Source organism: Pseudomonas sp. GW821-FHT10C09, assembly GCF_059415465.1.
The window spans coordinates 52321-71744 of record NZ_JBWKNG010000029.1 but is presented as its reverse complement, the minus strand read 5'-3'; the positions used below and the strand labels follow the sequence as shown (position 1 = coordinate 71744).

Here is a 19424-nt window from a genome sequence, read left to right as displayed (position 1 = left end):
AGCTACCGACAGAGAGCTGCCACCAAGACAATGCGGCTCTTTCAATAGCGAGAATAATCCATTCGCTCGGGCATGAAAAAACCGGCAAAAACCGGCTCTTTCATACCGTGCTGTGGGCTCACTCCTACTCAATTATCAACGAATAAAAAAGTCAGTAGGAACGGCATTTCTGTAGATACGAATCGCCAAAAACCATGAAAAATGCCATAAAAAAATCAATCATCCAGCACGCCCGTCATCCGGAGCAGATCACTGCGCCGCCTCCGGTACATTGGGCCGCATCACGATGGCCTTAAACAGATTACCGCTACGATCATCAATGAGTTCGATCTGAGGCCATGCCCGCAGGGTTCGCAGTAGACCGCTTCCCAAACCCCGATATGGTAAGAGCTTAGTGGCGAACGAAGCCAGAATTGGATTGCGCATATTGGAATTGCCGGCCTTGATATTTTCTATGGTTAGGTTGTTGGGGAGGTGTCCAGGGCTGATGATCTCGACGCGATCCGCAAAGACCAGTATGCGCACTGGGGCGCTGATGAAGTAGTCACGATGGATTAAAGCGTTGGCGACCAACTCTTCCCATACGACGCGTGGAATTTCAGCCTGACCTTGGGAGTTGAATCCTTGCTCGCCTTGCGTGGCGCGAGTGTTAGCAATGATGAATCCCAGCGTCTGCTGGAACACATCAGCCAACTTTCCAGTAATGTCGCGGCTGTCGATGTAGCGATCGTCCTCTATCTGGGTACCGACAAAGGCGACAGACTTGACGATGAATGCAGGCAACGAGTATTGCGGCGTCCTGGCAAACAGCAGGCTACCAGCCACATTCAGCTGACCTTGGCTCATCAAATTCATGTTGGTCAGCAATTGCGGCATTGGCTGATTATGCCCGGCAAGCGGCTCGCCAAATTGCTGCTCGAAGAAGGCTCCGAAATAGGGCAGGTCCACATCGCCCGCGCTCAGGCCCGCAACGGGAGTCTCGTCTGCATGTACCAAACCGGCCTGCTGGAACAGGCGCTGAAGCTCCTCGCGAGAGGTTGCACGGCGCTTGTCTGAGCCGTTCTTTACCCAGATAGCACCGTTTCTATCCATGTAGGGCTTGCTGATGCCTTCAGGAATAGAGACCACCATCACTGTGCCATTTGGGTGCGGCACGTTATCAGTCAACGGATTTACAGCGGGGCGGACGTTCTGAGAAGCCGCATTGGCGACAAGTTGATTGAGGCGAGCCAAGTCGGCGCCGGACAGGCCGCGCACCGAGCCATCATCATTCACTCCAATGAATATGCGCCCACCTAACGTGTTGCTGAAGGCGACAATCTCGGCCGCCAAACCATCGGCATTGGTCATGTCAGCCTTGAACTGCTGGCGGCTGTCCTCGCCCCTTGAGACGAGGTCGATCAGCTCTGTGGTTTCCATAGGTTGTAAACCTCTTTGCGACGGTTGAAGGCTTCCTGGCCTCCTTCCATGATGTTGATGATGGCCTCCTGCACCGGACGGGCGTCAATGCTGCCGCTTTTTGTGGCAACCTTCTCATCCTGGTACTGGCAGGCCAGCACCTGTTCGGCGTCACCCAGCACCGGGAAATTGGCATTGTGGGTGGCGAAGATGAATTGGGCGTGAGGCTTCATCTCACGCAGCAGCTTGATCACATCGTCATAGATGGTCTGATTGTCCAGATCGTCTTCCGGCTGGTCGATGATTATCACGTCGTTCTGCCGTTGGCTAAGCACATACAGCAGCAGCGCGGAGGCACGCTGCCCGAGCGAATGGTGTTTCAGCTCCTTGCCGCGATAGCGGATCACGAAGCGGTTGGGTACCTGCCTGGTAACGAACTCGGCCAGGTTTTGCATGAAGGTCCTCTCGAAGACCTCGGGGGTGCTGCCTGCCTTGGACAAAGCCCCCGGTAGGGCACGCAGGAGCCCACCGAAATCGGCGTAGTCCTCCATGATCGCCCGCAGGGTGGTTTCTCGGATATTGCTGCCCTTGAAAAGCTGCTGCATGAAGCTGATGGCTGCTTCCTTATCGCCTTTGAAGTCAGCCTCAATCTGCAAGGCAGTGTGGCCAGCGTTCACACGGTCCAGCTCCGCCTTTATGGTGTTGAATTCGCGCAGCCAAAGTTCATTGAGCTTGTCGATTTCGGCAAACAAGGTATCGCGAATACTGGTCTGCTGTGATTCCTGCTTGACCAGCGCATCCAGCATTTGCTCCGCCTTGGTTTTGCGCTGTTGCTGGGCCAGGAAATCGTCCGGCTGGATGGCGGTCATGCCGGTTTGCTTGAGTTCCTGGGCCAGTTGCCGCTCGACTTGTGCGAATTCCTCCTGAAGGCTTTTGCTTGCCCCCTCAAATTCTCCCTGCTTGGTCTTGAGGCGAGCCGCAATAGCGCGCACCTCCTGCTCGATCTGCTTGAGCTGATCGACCTTGGCAACGAGGTTAGAAAATTCGGCGTAGTAAGCCGCGAAGAAGTCGGGGTTCTGCTTGGACACGTAGCTCGTCGCGTTGCGCAACTCGTCTTCGTGCTCGGCGATCACGCCGCCCAAGGCGAGGATGAAGTTGTCTGCCCGCTCCTCCATGCGCGCGAGCGCAGTTGCATCCTGCTGGAAGCCCAGACGCTTTTGGAGCTTATTGGCGACACCGTACTCCGCAAACTTGCTCAAACGGAAGTTGGCATCGTTGAGTTGGGTATCGAAGTCACGCTTGAGTTCGGCGATATTGCTGAGTTTGAGCCAGCGCTGGGCAGCTTCGCGCACACGCTGACGTTGAGTTTCGATTTCTTCGCGCAACATCCTAAGCTTCTCGCCAACCAGCTTTTCTACCAGATCGGTCTCAAAGCCTTCGCCGGTGCTGGAGAGATCCTTCTGTCCGAAGTAGATCGGGCGACGCAGTACGGTCTCCCGGATCGATACGCCAGGCTGCAACTTGCCATCCAGATAAACATTCGGCGCTTCGCGGAAGATGCGGGAGATGGTGAACTCCTGCCCGTATATATCGCAGGCAGTCAGCGTCACTTTGCCGCCGCTGCCGAGGGTGTGGCGGATCAACTCATCCTTATACTTGGTGTCCTGCGCTTTTTCGCCCCTTGGAATGTCGAGGGCGTAGCACACTGCCTCAAGGATGGACGACTTGCCACTGCCCCGGATTCCAATGAGCGTGTTGAGTTCGGAGGAGAAGTACAGCGTCTGCCTGTCGAGGATGCCACCGTCGAAGTGGATGCTGCGAATGTGCGACGCCTGATGTTTGGGCTGTTCCGTCGCCACTCGCGCAGCGGGATCGCCCAAAGCAAACTTCACCGCCCCGAAGGACAACTCACCCAGCTTCAGATAGCTGTTTTTGCCCCTACCAATTTCATCGATACACTTGGGGTCGCTGCCTTCGAGTTCGGCGGGGTACCAGCTTTGCAGCCAGCTTTGAATCTTAGTACGGCAAGGTTTGTCTTTACCTGCACCGTCGTGCGTACGAACCTTCTGAAATGCCAACGTTCTGCGCCGGAAGAATTCGTTTTGCCCCAAATCAGTGAGTCGGCCGCCATCCAGCTCCGCCCACAAACCACTCGGTGCTTCGACATGGGCGAAGACGAGAAAGAAGTCGCGGTGATAACTTTCCAGCTTCTTGATCGTCTCTAGAAGTGACCAGGAGGAACGGCCGTTCTCCTGCTCGTACTGCGCGGGCGTTTTGCCTTCGAATGCGCTTGTCAGGAAAGGGTTGATGTAGTCGTGCTCATCAATCCATTCGTCTGAGAACACAACAAGCGTGTGGATGCCATTGGCCCCGTCGTTGACCGACAACTCGACGCCCGGCAACAGCGCAATACTCTTCTTCTGGGCTGTCTTGCGCAGCGCTTTGAACTCATCAAAGTCAAACTTGTTGTGATTTGTGATAACGCCCAACCGAATGTTCGCTTTCTCCAAAGCATCCACATAGTTACTGTTATAGAAGTTGTCGTCGCCCGTATAATTGAATTCGCGGTCTGCTCGAGTGTGCAGATGAAAGTCTGCTCGAACCCACTGCGCCCCTTCTGCGAAGACAACGGATCGAATCCCTGACTGATTTGGTGGCAGACTTAGCATCATCGCTCCTCATATACTGACGGTCCCGCGATCTTGCGCCACAGCGTTGCGGGGGGCCACCTTATAAATAGTTGTCCGTGAGATTTTATAGATAGCGATCTGCGATTTGTTCGTCCTTAATAGTCGGGTCAGACATCACACACTTGATCTCCCAGATTTATCGTGCATCTAGCTTCGGCTTACGTCCAACGGCACGACCGCGCGCCCTTGCCGCGACCAAGCCTGCTCACATCCGCTCACGAATCAGCGTCGCCACCCCGTTAACTCATTGACCATTGCCAGCCGTTGAAAAAAGATAAGAACTTTAACAGGTCCAGCACGTTTCTAGCAGGTACATGACGCGCAGTAACCGGTGTTCAGTAAACCACCGTTTTTTGAACACAGCAGGTGCATGCTCCGTGCGATCTGAGAGTCAGCACTAGGTTGATCGTTGCTGCACTCATGAGCAAGCCTGGGTCGTAGCGTGAGGGCAACACGTAGCCTGATCCACCGGCAAAGGTCTTCAGAGCAATGAAGATTTCCTAGGTTCTCCTAGACAAAAACACCAAATGGGGTTTTCGCCGCCTCGCTTGAATGGATTTCCCTCCAGCTTACGTTGGTCAGCTAACTTCTCCGCACCATAGTGGGCCACAGCAGCTTAGCCTTAGCAGCAACTCGCACCGATGATGCAGTTCCGATGCGATCCATGTACCGATACATCATCTGCCAGCCCCAAAAACCAAAAAGCCCGCATTTACGCAGGCTTAAGGGCATTTTATTGCTAGTTGGTGCCGGTCAGTGCCGGACGTCCAATCACTCCCACTCAATCGTCGCAGGCGGCTTGCTCGACACGTCGTAAGTGACGCGGGAGATGCCTTCGATTTCATTGATGATGCGGCCGGAAACGGTTTCCAGCAGTTCGTAAGGCAGGTGCGCCCAACGCGCGGTCATGAAGTCGATGGTTTCCACGGCACGCAGGGCAACGACCCAGGCGTAACGACGGCCATCGCCTACAACGCCAACCGATTTCACTGGCTGGAACACCACGAAGGCCTGGCTGACCTTGTGGTACCAGTCGGCCTTGCGCAGTTCTTCGATGAAGATGTGGTCGGCACGACGCAGCAGGTCGGCGTATTCCTTCTTCACTTCACCGAGGATGCGCACGCCCAGGCCCGGACCCGGGAACGGGTGACGGTAGACCATGTCGTACGGCAGGCCGAGTTCCAGGCCCAGACGACGGACTTCGTCCTTGAACAGTTCGCGCAGTGGCTCGACCAGTTTCAGGTTCATCTCTTCCGGCAGGCCGCCCACGTTGTGGTGCGACTTGATCACGTGAGCCTTGCCGCTCTTGGCGCCAGCCGACTCGATCACGTCCGGGTAGATGGTGCCTTGGGCGAGGTACTTGATGTTGTCCAGTTTGTTCGACTGGGCATCGAATACGTCGATGAAGGTACGGCCGATGATCTTGCGTTTCTTCTCTGGGTCGCTTTCGCCAGCCAGGTTGTCCAGGAACTGATCTTCGGCGTTGGCGCGGATCACCTTGACACCCATGTTCTCGGCGAACATGGCCATCACTTGCTCGCCTTCGTGCAGACGCAGCAGGCCGTTGTCGACGAAGACGCAGGTCAGCTGGTCGCCAATGGCTTTGTGCAGCAGCGCGGCAACTACCGAGGAGTCAACGCCGCCGGACAGGCCGAGCAGTACGTTGTCGGTGCCGACCTGGGCGCGAATGTTGGCAATGGCGTCTTCAGCAATCTTCGAAGGCGTCCACAGGGCTTCGCAGCCGCAGATATCGAGGATGAAGCGCGACAGGATGCGACCGCCCTGCTTGGTGTGGGTCACTTCCGGGTGGAACTGCACGCCGTAGTAGCCGCGAGCGTCGTTGAACATGCCCGCAATCGGGCAGCTCGGGGTGCTGGCGAGGATGTGGAAGTCCTGCGGCATCTTGGTGACCTTGTCACCATGGCTCATCCACACGTCGAGGCCGAACAGGCCGTCGGCGTCGATGTGGTCTTCGATGCCGTCGAGCAGGCGGCTCTTGCCGACCACGTCAACGCGAGCGTAACCGAACTCACGCAGTTCGGAACCTTCGACCTTGCCACCCAGCTGTTCAGCCATGGTCTGCATGCCGTAGCAGATACCGAAGACCGGTACGCCCAGGTCAAACACCGCTTGCGGGCAGCGCGGGCTGTCAGCGACGTGCACGGACTCGGGGCCGCCGGCGAGAATGACGCCTTTTGGAGCGAATTCGCGGATCGCTTCGTCGTCCATGTCGAACGGATGCAGTTCGCAGTACACACCGATTTCACGCACGCGGCGGGCAATCAACTGGGTGTACTGGGAACCGAAGTCGAGGATCAGGATGCGGTGGGCGTGAATGTCGAGGGCCATGATTCAGTCTCGTCTAAGTAATTCAGAAACAGTCGTGATTCAGAAACAACTCGGGGCTGAATAAAACAGCCCCGGTTACTTAACTTTTTGCTTGAAGCCTCAACCTACGCGGTAGTTTGGCGCTTCTTTGGTGATTTGTACGTCGTGCACGTGGGACTCGGCCATGCCAGCGCCGGTGATCCGCACGAACTCAGGCTTGGTGCGCATTTCTTCGATGTCGGCACTGCCGGTGTAGCCCATCGAGGAACGCAGGCCGCCCATCAGTTGATGGATGATGGCGCTCAGGGTGCCCTTGTAAGGAACACGCCCTTCGATACCTTCCGGAACCAGCTTCTCGGCGCCTGCCGAGGAATCCTGGAAGTAACGGTCGGAGGAACCTTGAGCCTGGGACATGGCGCCCAGCGAACCCATGCCACGGTAAGCCTTGTACGAACGACCCTGAAACAGTTCGATCTCGCCCGGTGCTTCTTCAGTACCGGCGAACATCGAGCCCATCATCACGCAGGAAGCACCGGCGACGATGGCCTTGGACAGGTCACCGGAGAAACGGATGCCGCCGTCGGCGATCAACGGAACACCAGTGCCTTCAAGGGCAGCGGCGACGTTGGCGATGGCACTGATTTGCGGGACGCCGACGCCGGCGACGATACGGGTGGTGCAGATCGAGCCAGGGCCGATACCGACCTTGACCGCATCAGCGCCAGCTTCGGCCAGGGCCAGAGCGGCAGCACCGGTGGCGATGTTGCCACCGATGACCTGCACTTCAGGGAAATTCTGTTTGACCCAGCGAACGCGGTCGATCACGCCTTTGGAGTGACCGTGAGCGGTGTCGACCACCACCACGTCAACGCCGGCACTGACCAGGGCTGCGACGCGGTCACCGGTGTCTTTACCGGTGCCGACCGCAGCGCCTACACGCAGACGACCTTGATCGTCCTTGCTGGCCAGCGGATATGCCTTGGCTTTTTCGATGTCGTTGACGGTCATCATGCCTTTGAGGGCGAATTTGTCGTCGACGATCAGTACGCGTTCGATGCGGTGTTTGTGCAACAGCTCGCGGACGTCGTTCTTGTCGGCGCCTTCCTTGACCGTGACCAGACGCTCTTTAGGCGTCATCACTTCACGGACGGAGACGTCCATGCGGTTTTCGAAGCGCACGTCACGGGAAGTGACGATGCCGACCAGGTCGCCATCGTGCAAAACCGGAACGCCGGAGATGTTGTGCATGCGGGTCAGTTCGAACAGTTCACGAACCGTGGCGTCAGCCTCGATAGTGATCGGGTCCTTGACCACGCCGGCTTCGTAACGCTTGACCTTACGCACTTCGGCAGCTTGCTGCTCGATGGTCATGTTCTTGTGGATGATGCCGATGCCACCTTCCTGAGCCATGGCGATTGCCAGACGGGCTTCAGTAACGGTGTCCATGGCGGCAGAAACCAGAGGAATATTCAGCTCGATGCCACGGGTTAGGCGGGTCTTGAGACTGACTTCGTTAGGAAGTACCTCGGAATAACCGGGCACTAGGAGAATGTCGTCGAATGTCAGAGCTTCTTGGCTGATACGCAGCATCGCGGGGGCTCCCGAGCGGGAAAATGGAAGCGCGCCATTATAGTCAGACACCCCCTCGGGTTCAATGTAAAACTCTGTCTATTATTAGCATTACTGATATACGGGAATTCTCGGGGCCTACAACTCGACTTTGACCCAACTCACCGGCTGATCCAGCCAATCGGCAAATTCGTCGATAAAGCTCTGCTTGAACCCGGCTTCTGCCCAGTTGTTGAAGATGAATCCGAGGTTGGAAAAACCGCACTCCTGCAAGAACAGGAATCCGTTGATGTCATCTTCATGCCCGCATTCTGGACAGGTGAAGTTGTCGGTGCGGCCGGGCATCCAGTCTTCCAGGCTTTCGAACAGCGCTTCGCCGACTTCCTTGCGGCACTCGGCGCAGCCCGCCTCGCTCAGAAAACCTTTGGCCGGCGTGTAGATGCAGCGCTTGGTGATGATCTCCAGGCCATTGACCGGCTCGCCAAATGGCAGCGCTTCGGGGTGCAGCACTACAGCGCGGGCACCGTCGGCGATGGCGTGGCCCATGCGATTGCCGGTGCGGCCGCAGGTGGTCAGTTCTTCCTTGATGATGTTCTTGCGCACCAGCCACCGCACGACCGCCCGGGCCCGGGGTTCGTGCACTGGCAGCGTGGAGATTTTCGGGACGATGATGCTTTGGGAGTTCATGGTGCGGCCCTACAAATTCTGAATGATCACCCTTGTGGCGAGGGAGCTTGCTCCCGCTCGGCTGCGCAGCAGTCGTAATCCAATGCATGCAGTGTGCCTGACACACAACATTGCAGGTTTTGGGGCCGCTTCGCAGCCCAGCGGGAGCAAGCTCCCTCGCCACAGGGACTGCGCCGGGCAGCTTAATCCCTGAGATATTCCGGTCAAGTACTCAGATACCGCCCGATCAAGGCAATCCCGCTGGCCAGCACCAACCAGGTCACCAACCGCACAAACGCCTCGCGGGATAACCTCATGGTCAACCGCCGCCCGATCCACAGCCCCAAGGCCATGGCCGGCAACAAACACAGGGCCAATACCAACAAGGGTAGCTCGGCATACACACCTGCGACGGCAAACAGGCTCAGGCGCACCACCGTGCTGCAACTGATCAGCGCGCTCTGGGTCGCGCGGGCCGCCTCTTTGGGCAGGCGACTGTTCAAATAGATCGCATATAAAAAGCCGCCACTGCCAAACAATGCCCCGAACATCCCGCCCACCGTGCCCATCGGCACGGCCCACGCGGCGGATAACTGTGTCGGACGGGTTTTGACCCACAGGCTGTAAATCGCATAGGCGCTGATAAACAGCCCCATGAGCAGCAGCAACACGTCGGATTTCAGGTTCAGCAGAAAGATCACCCCCAGCGTGCACCCCACCGCCATGCATGGAAGTAACCGCAGCAACTCGGGTTTCGCCACATCACGTCGCGAAGGCAGCAGATTGCCGAACGCCGCGACAAAATCCAGCAGCACCAGCAATGGCACGATCTTCGACAGTGGCATGAACAGAATCAGAATCGGCCCCGCCACCAGCGCGGTGCCGAAGCCGGCGATGCCAAACACGATATAAGCCAGAGCGATGCCCAGCCCGATGATCAGCCAATCCGTTGTGCCGAAGGGCCATTGGTGCAACATCTCAAACAGGTTCATCTGCACGCCTTCCTTAAATACCAGTGATGACTTTAGCCAGCGCCGAGCCTTGCGACTAATATCTTCAAAGTCGCCCCCTCATCTCAAAAAGGCATGCCTCGTGCTTTCTACCCGTCAATTGCGTTACTTCGTGGAAATCGCCGAATGCGGGAGTTTCAGTGCAGCCGCTGAGCGTTTGTTTGTCGCCCAGTCGGCCTTGAGCCGGCAGATCAAGGACATGGAAACCCGTCTGCAAACACCCTTGTTCGAACGTACTGCACGCCTGCCTCGGCTGACGGCGGCCGGTGAAGCCTTCTTGCCCCGGGCCAGAAACCTGCTGAGCGAATTGACCAAAGCCAGTGAGATGGCGACCCAGGTCGGCAATGGAGAACTCGGCACTTTGCGTCTTAGCCACTCAAGTACCGTGCCCGTGAGTGGCCGCCTGCTGCGAGGCATAAGCGACTATCTGAGCCAGCATGTCGGCGTGTCCATGGAGATCGCCAAGCTGTCTTCCGAAGCGCAACTTGAAGCGTTGGCCGACAATCGGCTGGATGTCGGGCTGCTGCGGCTGCCGGTGTTGCGCCAATGTGAAGGCGTGCAGATTGTTCCTTTGTATAGCGAACGCTTGCTGCTGGCCGTCCCCCCCCATCATCGACTGGCCGTGGATAACTGCGCTCGGGGCATCGATCTGGCGCAACTGAAAGATGAAGCCTTTATCTCCATTCCTCATCCCCAGCGCGGCGGCCTGAGTTATCTGTCCGCCGAGCTGTGCATGCGTCAGGGTTTCTTTCCGAGAGCGGCCCGGGTGGTTTCGCGCAAAACCACACAACTGCAATTGATTCAGGCCGGGTTCGGCATCGCCCTGCTGCCGGAGTCGATGCGGGACATTGCGCCATCCGACATTCATTTCCTGCCCCTGGCCGACCCGGATTGCCACAGCACCGTCGCCCTCGCCTGCCGGCAGAATCCCACGTCGCTCGTTCAACACTTCATTAATGTCTGCACAGATCATTGTGGGAGTGAGCCTGCTCGCGATAGCGGTTGAGCATTCAATACTGTTGTCGACTGATACACCGCCATCGCGAGCAGGCTCACTCCTACAGGGGGAATTTCGTTGGGTCATGGAGATTGATCGCCGAATGCCTTTAAACTGCGCCCCATGATTAAAGATCCCTTTGCAAGACTCGGCCTGGACCGTGAAGTCCTGACTGTCAGCCAGCTCAACGGCCGCGCGCGGGTGTTGCTCGAAGACGTGTTCAGCAATATCTGGGTCGAAGGCGAAATCTCCAACCTCGCCCGCCCGGCGTCCGGCCACGTGTATTTCACCCTCAAGGACAGCGGCGCCCAAGTGCGTTGCGCGCTGTTCCGGCAGAACGCTGCGCGGGTTCGCCAAGCGTTGAAGGATGGCTTGGCGGTCAAAGTCCGCGGCAAGGTTTCGCTGTTCGAGGGACGCGGCGACTATCAGCTGATCCTCGACACTGTGGAGCCGGCCGGTGACGGCGCGCTGCGTTTGGCCTTCGATGCGTTGAAGGAAAAGCTCAGCGCCGAAGGCCTGTTCAGCGCCGAGCGCAAAGTGCCGCTGCCGGCGCATCCGCAACGCATCGGCATCATCAGTTCGCCGACCGGCGCGGTGATTCGCGACATCATCAGCGTATTCAGCCGCCGCGCACCGCAGATCCAGCTGACGCTGATCCCCACCGCTGTGCAAGGTCGCGAGGCTACCGCGCAGATTGTCCGCGCACTGAAACTGGCCGACGCCCGTGGTTTCGACGCGCTGATCCTGGCCCGTGGCGGCGGTTCGCTGGAAGACCTCTGGTGCTTCAACGAAGAAGCCGTGGCCCGTGCCGTTGATGCCTGCGTCACGCCGATTGTCAGCGCCGTCGGCCATGAAACCGATGTGTCGATCAGTGACTTCGTCGCTGACGTTCGTGCCCCGACGCCCTCCGCTGCCGCCGAACTGCTCGCCCCGGATTCCAGCGATCTGGTGCGTCGGGTCGAAAGCCTGCATCGCCGGCTGGTGATGCGCATGCGCGACCGGTTGATGCGCGACCGCCTGCGTCTGGAAGGCATCTCCCGGCGCCTGCGCCATCCCGGCGAACGTCTGCGCCAGCAAGCGCAGCGTCTGGATGATCTGGACATGCGCATGCGTCGCGCCTTCGAGCGCAGCCTCAACACCCGTCGCGAACGTTTGATTCGCCTGGAAACCCGCCTCGCCGGGCAACATCCGGGCCGGCAATTGGCGATGCTCCGCCAGCGCCTCGACAGCCTTGCCGAACGCCTGCCACGTGCGATCCGCGAAGGCCTGAAGTCGCGGCGCCTGCAACTGCAAAGTCAGGTGCAGACGCTGCAAGTGGTCAGCCCGTTGGCAACCCTGGCTCGTGGTTACAGCATTTTGCTCGACGAGCGCGGTAACGCGATCCGCAGCGCCGAGCAAACCCACAACGGTCAGCGCCTCAAGGCCAAACTCGGCGACGGCGAACTGCAAGTACGGGTCGAAGACAATCACCTGACGCCTGTCACCCTTTCTTTACTGGATTGATCCATGCCGCGTTTTCTAGCTCCGCTGCTGTTGCTGTGCCTGACCTTCAACGCCCACGCCGACAGCTACATCACTCGCCTGTTGAACAAACCGGTGCCGGGCGGCGTGGCCGTGGTGGATCTGGGCACCGCTGCCCAGGCGCCGAAAGCCAGCTATCAAGGCAAACCGGTGCTGGTGGTCAAGGAACAGAACAACTGGCTGGCGATTGTCGGCGTGCCGCTGACCGTGAAGCCGGGCACGCAGCAGATCAGCAGCGGCGGCCGCAGCCTGAATTTCATCGTCGGCAACAAGAAGTACCCGGAACAACACATCACGCTGAAGAATACGCAGCAGGTCAATCCGAACCCGGACAACCTCAAGCGCATCGAAGGCGAACTGGCCGAGCAGATCCAGGCCTACCGCAGCTTCAGCCCGAACACACCGAGCAACCTGCTGCTGGACAAACCGGTCAACGGGCCGCTGTCGAGCAAGTTTGGTGTGCGCCGTTTCTTCAACGGTGAAGAGCGCAACCCGCACGCAGGGCTGGACTTCGCTGTGCCGGCGGGGACGCCGATCAAGACGCCGGCCGCGGGCAAGGTGATTCTGATCGGCAACTACTTTTTCAACGGCAACACGGTGTTTGTCGATCATGGGCAGGGCTTTATCAGCATGTTCTGCCACATGTCGAAAATCGATGTGAAGGTCGGGCAGCAATTGGCGCGAGGCGGTGTGGTGGGCAAGGTCGGGGCGACTGGCCGGGCGACCGGGCCGCACATGCACTGGAATGTCAGCCTGAATGATGCGCGGGTGGATCCGGCGATTTTTATCGGGGCGTTTCAACCTTAATTAGTCGGTGAGGCTGCCGGCCCCTTCGCGAGCAAGCCCGCTCCCACATTTGATCTGTGGTGTACACACATCCACTGTGGGAGCGAGCCTGCTCGCGAAGGCGGCAAAACAGACACCACCTATTCCGCCTCAAGATCCTCGATGCCATGGGCCTCCCGGTCCGCCAAACAATGCCTGACCCACTCCTGCGTCTCCGCCGAAAACCCCGCCAACTCCTCAGCTGTAATCAACTCCCGCGCACACAACCCGAGCAAGTGCGACTGCGCCTCATGCCGTGAAAACCTGAATACACCAAACGCCCAGTACAGCTCCTTTTGCCTGGACTGAAGCAGCTCTTCAGTGGCTTCAATCCGATCATAAGGCTCCAGGCTTTTATCCAGCACCGTGCGCTCGACCTCCTCCATGATCCGGATACACATCCGCTCATGCGCCAACGGCCGCAACGCGCTGTAACGCTTCCAGTCCGACTCGTTCATGTCCGACTCCTGCCATGATCAGGCTTTAAGCATAGCCGTGCCCAAGAGGCCGACGTCGCAATTCTCCGATTGCGCAGTGCTCAAACCTCGCGCAATCATCCAGACAATCACTGCCATTCAAAGCAATATAATCTCGATAAATTCGGCTTTTCGGGTATTCCTCTCAATTTTTTTCGACTGCTTGCCATCCTTCACCCCCAAGGTTAGGGTTGAAGGCATGAAAACCTTTCACACCCTCATTCAGCTTCGCCAGCACCGCAGCCTGTGCCTCGTCAGCGCACGACTGCCAGGCTGAATCGCGGTGCCTCGCCCCACGCTTTTCCCCAAGAACATTTGATCCACCGGCAGGCCGCCTTTTTTCGGCCAACACAATAAGGATTCCCCCGATGAGCATGCTCAAAGACCCGTCTTCGAAATACCGCGCGTTCCCGACCATAGACATCCCGGACCGCACCTGGCCGTCGAAGACCATCACCGCCGCGCCGATCTGGTGCAGCTCTGACCTTCGTGATGGCAACCAGTCCCTGATCGAGCCAATGGACGCGGTCAAGAAGCTGCGCTTCTGGAAAACCCTGGTGTCGGTCGGCGTGAAAGAAATCGAAGCGTCGTTCCCGGCCGCTTCGCAAACCGACTTCGACTTCGTACGTACCCTGATCGAAGGCAACCACATCCCGGACGACACCACCATTCAGGTGCTGACCCAGGGCCGTGAAGACTTGATCGAACGCACCTTCGAATCCCTGCGCGGCGCGAAGAAAGCCATCGTTCACCTGTACAACGCGACCTCCCCTTCTTTCCGCAAGATTGTCTTCAATCAGGACAAGGACGGGATCAAGGAAATCGCCGTGAGCGCGGCCAAGCTGTTCGTCAAATACGCCGCCCAGCAGCCGAACACCGAGTGGACCTTCGAGTACTCGCCAGAGACCTTCAGCGCCACCGAACTGGAATTCGCCAAAGAAGTCTGCGATGCAGTGATCGAGGTCTGGAACCCGACGCCTGAGCACAAGATGATCCTCAACTTGCCTGCCACCGTCGAATGCGCCACCCCGAACATCTACGCCGATCAGATCGAGTGGTTCGGTCGTCACATCAACCGTCGTGACAGCGTGATCATCAGCCTGCACACCCACAACGACCGTGGCACCGGTGTTGCCGCTACCGAATTGGGCTTGATGGCCGGTGCCGACCGTGTCGAAGGCTGCCTGTTCGGCAACGGCGAGCGTACCGGTAACGTCGACCTCGTGACCGTGGCACTGAACCTGTACACCCAGGGCATTCACCCTGAGCTGGACTTCTCCGACATCGACGGCGTGCGCAAAGTCGTCGAAGAGTGCAACCAGATCCAGGTGCACCCACGTCACCCATACGTCGGCGACCTGGTGCATACCGCGTTCTCCGGCTCCCACCAGGATGCGATTCGCAAAGGCTTCGCCCAGCAGAAACCGGACGCCTTGTGGGAAGTGCCGTACTTGCCGATCGACCCGGCCGACATCGGTCGCAGCTACGAGGCGGTAATCCGCGTCAACAGCCAGTCGGGCAAAGGCGGTATCGCGTACCTGCTGGAACAGGAATACGGCATCAACTTGCCACGCCGCATGCAGATCGAGTTCAGCCAGGTCGTACAGCGCGAAACCGATCGCCTGGGCCTCGAGATGACCGCTCAGCAAATCCACGCGCTGCTGCACAGCGAATACTTGCAGGCCAACACCCCGTACGCGCTGGTCAGCCATCGCTTGCAGGAAGAAAACGGTCACAGCGCCGTGGAAGTGGAAGTCTCCAGCAAAGGTCAGGGCGAAACCAACCTGCACTGGCGCGGCAAGGGCAACGGCGCACTGGAAGCCCTGGTGGCCGGCCTGCCGATTCCGGTGGAGATCATGGACTACAACGAACACGCGATTGGCGCGGGCACCAATGCCAAGGCTGCGGCCTACATTGAACTGCGTGTGAACGGCGAGCGTGCGGTGCACGGTGTGGGTATTGATGAAAACATCACCACGGCCAGCTTCAAGGCCCTGTTCAGCGCGCTGAACCGCTCGCTGAGCCAGCCGGAAGCGAAAGCCGCGTAAGCGTTCGCTGAAATGCAAAAGGCCCCAAGGTGTGAACCTTGGGGCCTTTCGTTTGCCTGCTGTTTTTGTGCTGTCTTTCATGGCCCCTTCGCGAGCAAGCCCGCTCCCACAGTAGAGCTGGGGTGCACATAAGAGTTGCGGTCACACAGATCCAATGTGGGAGCGAGCCTGCTCGCGAAGAGGCTGGGTCAGGCAGCGAAAATCTCAGGTGAATTCGAATGAATCCGCATCCAGATTCGCCGGGAAACGCGTGCGATAAGCCTGCAGATCCGCAGCGTTCAGCACTACCTGAAACACGCCGTCGGCTTCACCGGCACTGAGCAGGGTTTCGCCCTGGAAATCCAGCACCTGACTGTCGCCGGTGTAAGCGAAACCTTTGCCATCGGTGCCGACGCGATTCACTGCGGCCACGTAGCAGAGGTTTTCGATGGCCCGCGCCGGCAGCAATCGGTTCCAGTGCTGACGTCGCGCCCCCGGCCAGTTGGCGGTGTACAGCAGCAAGTCGGTGTCGTGCGCATCGCGACTCCAGACCGGGAAGCGCAGGTCGTAACAAATCAGTGGCCGCACACGCCAGCCCTTGAGTTCGAATTGCACCTGACGTTCGCCCGGCGTGTAGTGGTTATGCTCGCCGGCCATGCGAAACAGATGGCGCTTGTCGTAATGCCACACCTCCCCGTCCGGCCGCGCCCACAGCAGGCGATTACGATGACTGCCATCTGCGGTTTGAACGATGATGCTGCCAGTGATGACCGCGTCGAGCTTCGCCGCCTGAGCGCGCAGCCACTTGCTGGTCGGACCGTTTTCCGCTTCCGCCAGCGTTTGCGATTCCATGGAGAAACCGGTGGTGAACATCTCCGGCAGGATGATCAGGTCCGCGCCGCGCGCCTGCTCCAGCAATTGTTCGAAATGCTCCAGGTTGGCTTGCCGGTCGTGCCAGGCCAGCGTGGTCTGGATCAGCGCGACATTCAGGTTGGGCAATGCACTCAGATCACGCATAGTTTTGCCGCTGCTTCACGCAGGGTCTCCTCGCGTTTGGCGAAGCACAGGCGCACCAGGCGCTGGCCTTCGGGTGGGGTCTGGTAGAACACCGAGATCGGGATGCTCGCCACGCCATGTTCGCGGGTCATCCACAACGCCATCTCGACGTCATTGAGGTCCGGGCGGATCTGCGAGTAGTCGACCAACTGGAAATAGGTGCCGGTCACGCGAGTGAAACTGAAGCGCGACGGTGCCAGCAAGTCGCAGAACAGATCACGCTTGGCCTGATAGAAACCTGGCAGCTCTTCGACGTGTTCCGGGTGCTCGGCCATGAAGTCGGCCAGGGCGAACTGCAGCGGCGTCACGCCGCAGAAACTGACGTATTGATGAACCTTGCGCAGTTCGGCGGTGAGTGCCGGTGGAGCGACCACGTAGCCGGTTTTCCAACCGGTAACGTGATAAGTCTTGCCGAAGGAACTGACCACGAAAGCGCGCTGATAGAGCTCTTCGTGATTGAGCACACTGACGTGAGGCACGCCGTCAAACACCAGGTGTTCGTAGACTTCATCGCTGACCAGATAGATGTCGCGACCCCGAATCAGATCCGCCAGCTGATCCAGCTCGGCCCGGCTGATCAGCGCCCCGCTCGGGTTGTGCGGCGAGTTGAGCACGATCATCCGCGTGCGCGGGGTAATGGCGTCAGCCAGTTTCTGGAAGTCGATGGCGAAATCATTCAGCCCGAGCTGCACATGCACGCAGCGTCCACCGGCCAGTTCCACCGACGGCTCATAACTGTCGTAGCAAGGATCGAACACGATCACTTCGTCGCCGGTGTGGATAACCGCCTGAATCGCGCAGAAGATCGCCTGGGTGGCGCCGGGAGTGATGGTCACTTCGTGATCGGCATCGACGTTGACGCCGTAGCTGCGCGCGATCTTCGCCGACACTTGCTGGCGCAGCGCCGGCAGGCCGGTCATTGGCGAATACTGGTTATGGCCATTGGCGATATGCCGGCCGACCGCATCGCACAGGGCTTGCGGGGCATCGAAATCGGGAAAACCCTGGGACAGGTTGATCGCCCCGGTTTGCGCCGCGAGTTGAGACATCTGAGTGAAGATAGTGATGCCGACATTCGGCAGCTTACTGGTGATCATCGGTGATTCCCTGCTCTACACCCGGCTCTAACGGCGGCGCGGGAGAGCCCGAGGATAGCCCATCCGGCGCCCATAAAAAAAGGGCGCCAATGGGCGCCCTTCTTCTAATTGATCGTTCCTGCGCGGGAGCGTGGGAACGATCAACTAAAGCTGCTTCTATTTCTTGTCGCGGCGCTTTTTGTCGGCCTTTTTGTGGTGCGACATCATGCGACGCTTCTTGTTGACCTGGCGGTCGGTCAGCGTGGTCTTTTTGCCTTCGAACGGGTTCTCGCCGCCCTTGAACTCGATGCGGATCGGTGTACCGACCAGCTTCAAGACACGACGGTAAGTGTTTTCCAGGTAACGAACGTAAGACTTCGGCACCTTCTCGATCTGGTTACCGTGGATCACGATGATCGGCGGGTTCGCACCACCCAAGTGGGCGTAACGCAGCTTGATCCGGCGATTGTTGACCATCGGTGGCGCGTGCTCACCGACCGCATCTTCCAGAATCTGGGTAAGGCGGTTGGTCGGCCAGCGGGTCACGGCGGACTTGAACGAGTTCTGTACCGAGGCGTAGAGGTTGCCCACGCCCGTGCCGTGCAGGGCCGAGATGAAGTGGATGTCGGCGTAGTCAACGAAGAACAGTCGACGTTGCAGCTCGACCTTCACGAAGTCGCGCTCGCTCGGCGTCATGCCGTCCCACTTGTTGATCGCGATAACCAGCGCACGACCCGACTCAATGGCGAAGCCCAGCAGGTTGAGGTCGTGGTCCACCACGCCTTCGCGCGCGTCCATGACGAAGATCACCACGTTGGCGTCTTTGATCGCTTGCAGGGTTTTGACCACGGAGAATTTTTCAACTTCTTCGTGGATCTTGCCGCGCTTGCGCACACCGGCGGTGTCGATCAGCGTGTACTTCTCGTCGTTACGCTCGAACGGGATGTAGATACTGTCGCGGGTGGTACCGGGTTGGTCATACACGATCACCCGGTCTTCACCGAGCATGCGGTTGACCAGGGTCGACTTGCCGACGTTCGGGCGGCCGATGATGGCGATCTTGATACCGTCTTTTTCGCTTGGGCCAGGAATGCGCTTGGCTTCCTCGCCTTCGGCAACGATCTCTTCCTCGCCTTCTTCCTGCTCGTCATCGTCTTTCGGGAAGTCGCTGAGGGCGATTTCCAGCATCTGAGTGATGCCACGACCATGAGCACCGGCGATAGGGATCGCGTGGCCCATGCCCAACGGGGCGAATTCAGCGCGGGCCATTTCAGGGTCGATGTTGTCGACCTTGTTGGCAACCACATAAGAACGCTTGTTACGTTTGCGCAAATGCTCGGCGATCATCTGGTCGGCGGCGGTGAAACCGGCCTTGGCATCTACCAGGAACAGAACGACATCCGCTTCTTCAATGGCCAGCAGCGACTGCTCGGCCATTTTTTCGTCCATACCGTGCTCGTCACCGGAGATACCGCCGGTGTCGACCAGAATGTAGGAACGCCCTTGCCACTTGGCCTCACCGTATTGGCGATCACGGGTCAGACCGGACAAGTCGCCGACGATGGCGTCACGAGTCCTGGTCAGGCGGTTGAACAAGGTGGACTTGCCGACGTTCGGTCGGCCCACCAGGGCGATTACGGGAACCATGCGGCTCTCCACTTCGTTATTTCAGAAAATACAAAAGCCGCTGCGAGGCAGCGGCTGGTGCTCGGGGCAACGCTTGAGGGCGCTGCGAACCCCGTCAAACGGGGCTGCCTGGGGTTTAACCCCAAGCATAGTCAAACC

General features: G+C 58.6%; 14 protein-coding genes and 1 pseudogene. 4 read left to right on the top strand and 11 right to left on the bottom strand.

The window, feature by feature from the left end:
* Positions 1–249: 249 nt before the first annotated feature.
* The 7 genes and pseudogenes from AC07N8_RS25635 to AC07N8_RS25605 form a co-directional block, all read right to left on the bottom strand.
* On the bottom strand, positions 250–1419 hold the full coding sequence (locus AC07N8_RS25635) for an RNA/DNA-binding domain-containing protein (protein WP_493146366.1): 1170 nt from the start codon (positions 1417–1419) through the stop codon (positions 250–252).
* Positions 1401–4070 carry a TrlF family AAA-like ATPase gene (locus tag AC07N8_RS25630; RefSeq protein ID WP_493146364.1) on the bottom strand — a complete coding sequence of 890 codons (2670 nt, stop codon included), beginning with the start codon at positions 4068–4070 and terminating at the stop codon, positions 1401–1403. The genes AC07N8_RS25635 and AC07N8_RS25630 overlap by 19 nt, the downstream gene beginning before the upstream one ends.
* Positions 4071–4474: 404 nt before the next feature.
* Positions 4475–4769, bottom strand: a pseudogene (locus AC07N8_RS25625) (tyrosine-type recombinase/integrase); the annotation flags it as partial.
* Positions 4770–4859: 90 nt separating this feature from the next.
* Entirely contained in the window at positions 4860–6437 is a 1578-nt protein-coding gene (gene guaA / locus AC07N8_RS25620) for a glutamine-hydrolyzing GMP synthase (protein WP_123435011.1), read from the bottom strand.
* Positions 6438–6536: 99 nt separating this feature from the next.
* Positions 6537–8006 (bottom strand): IMP dehydrogenase, encoded by a 1470-nt coding sequence (gene guaB, locus AC07N8_RS25615; RefSeq protein WP_483842914.1) that lies wholly within the window; start codon positions 8004–8006, stop codon positions 6537–6539.
* Positions 8007–8123: 117 nt separating this feature from the next.
* Positions 8124–8672 (bottom strand): sugar ABC transporter ATPase, encoded by a 549-nt coding sequence (locus AC07N8_RS25610; RefSeq protein ID WP_123435156.1) that lies wholly within the window; start codon positions 8670–8672, stop codon positions 8124–8126.
* Between the two features lie 203 nt (positions 8673–8875).
* Entirely contained in the window at positions 8876–9643 is a 768-nt protein-coding gene (locus AC07N8_RS25605; RefSeq protein WP_493146356.1) for a sulfite exporter TauE/SafE family protein, read from the bottom strand.
* A 100-nt stretch (positions 9644–9743) separates the two neighbouring features.
* Between AC07N8_RS25605 and AC07N8_RS25600 the strand changes: the two genes are divergently transcribed.
* The 3 genes from AC07N8_RS25600 to AC07N8_RS25590 all read left to right on the top strand — a co-directional run bounded on the left by AC07N8_RS25600 (position 9744) and on the right by AC07N8_RS25590 (position 12986).
* Positions 9744–10667: a LysR family transcriptional regulator gene (locus tag AC07N8_RS25600; protein WP_493146352.1), complete on the top strand. Its 924-nt coding sequence runs from the start codon at positions 9744–9746 to the stop codon at positions 10665–10667.
* 114 nt (positions 10668–10781) lie between these two features.
* Entirely contained in the window at positions 10782–12161 is a 1380-nt protein-coding gene (gene xseA / locus AC07N8_RS25595) for an exodeoxyribonuclease VII large subunit (protein ID WP_493146350.1), read from the top strand.
* 3 nt (positions 12162–12164) lie between these two features.
* On the top strand, positions 12165–12986 hold the full coding sequence (locus AC07N8_RS25590; RefSeq protein ID WP_493146348.1) for a peptidoglycan DD-metalloendopeptidase family protein: 822 nt from the start codon (positions 12165–12167) through the stop codon (positions 12984–12986).
* A gap of 119 nt (positions 12987–13105) precedes the next feature.
* Here AC07N8_RS25590 and AC07N8_RS25585 read toward each other — a convergent pair whose 3' ends face one another.
* Complete coding sequence (locus AC07N8_RS25585; RefSeq protein WP_483842910.1) at positions 13106–13462, bottom strand: hypothetical protein; 357 nt, start codon at positions 13460–13462, stop codon at positions 13106–13108.
* A 386-nt stretch (positions 13463–13848) separates the two neighbouring features.
* Here AC07N8_RS25585 and leuA point away from each other — a divergent pair, with 386 nt between their 5' ends.
* Entirely contained in the window at positions 13849–15528 is a 1680-nt protein-coding gene (gene leuA / locus AC07N8_RS25580) for a 2-isopropylmalate synthase (RefSeq protein WP_483842909.1), read from the top strand.
* A gap of 204 nt (positions 15529–15732) precedes the next feature.
* Here leuA and AC07N8_RS25575 read toward each other — a convergent pair whose 3' ends face one another.
* The 3 genes from AC07N8_RS25575 to der all read right to left on the bottom strand — a co-directional run bounded on the left by AC07N8_RS25575 (position 15733) and on the right by der (position 19286).
* Positions 15733–16524, bottom strand: a complete 792-nt coding sequence (locus AC07N8_RS25575; protein ID WP_493146345.1) for an amidohydrolase — start codon at positions 16522–16524, stop codon at positions 15733–15735.
* Positions 16512–17660 carry a pyridoxal phosphate-dependent aminotransferase gene (locus AC07N8_RS25570; protein WP_493146343.1) on the bottom strand — a complete coding sequence of 383 codons (1149 nt, stop codon included), beginning with the start codon at positions 17658–17660 and terminating at the stop codon, positions 16512–16514. Before AC07N8_RS25570 ends, AC07N8_RS25575 begins: the two co-directional genes overlap by 13 nt.
* Before the next feature lie 156 nt (positions 17661–17816).
* Positions 17817–19286 (bottom strand): ribosome biogenesis GTPase Der, encoded by a 1470-nt coding sequence (gene der, locus AC07N8_RS25565; RefSeq protein WP_483842906.1) that lies wholly within the window; start codon positions 19284–19286, stop codon positions 17817–17819.
* Between the last annotated feature and the right edge of the window lie 138 nt (positions 19287–19424).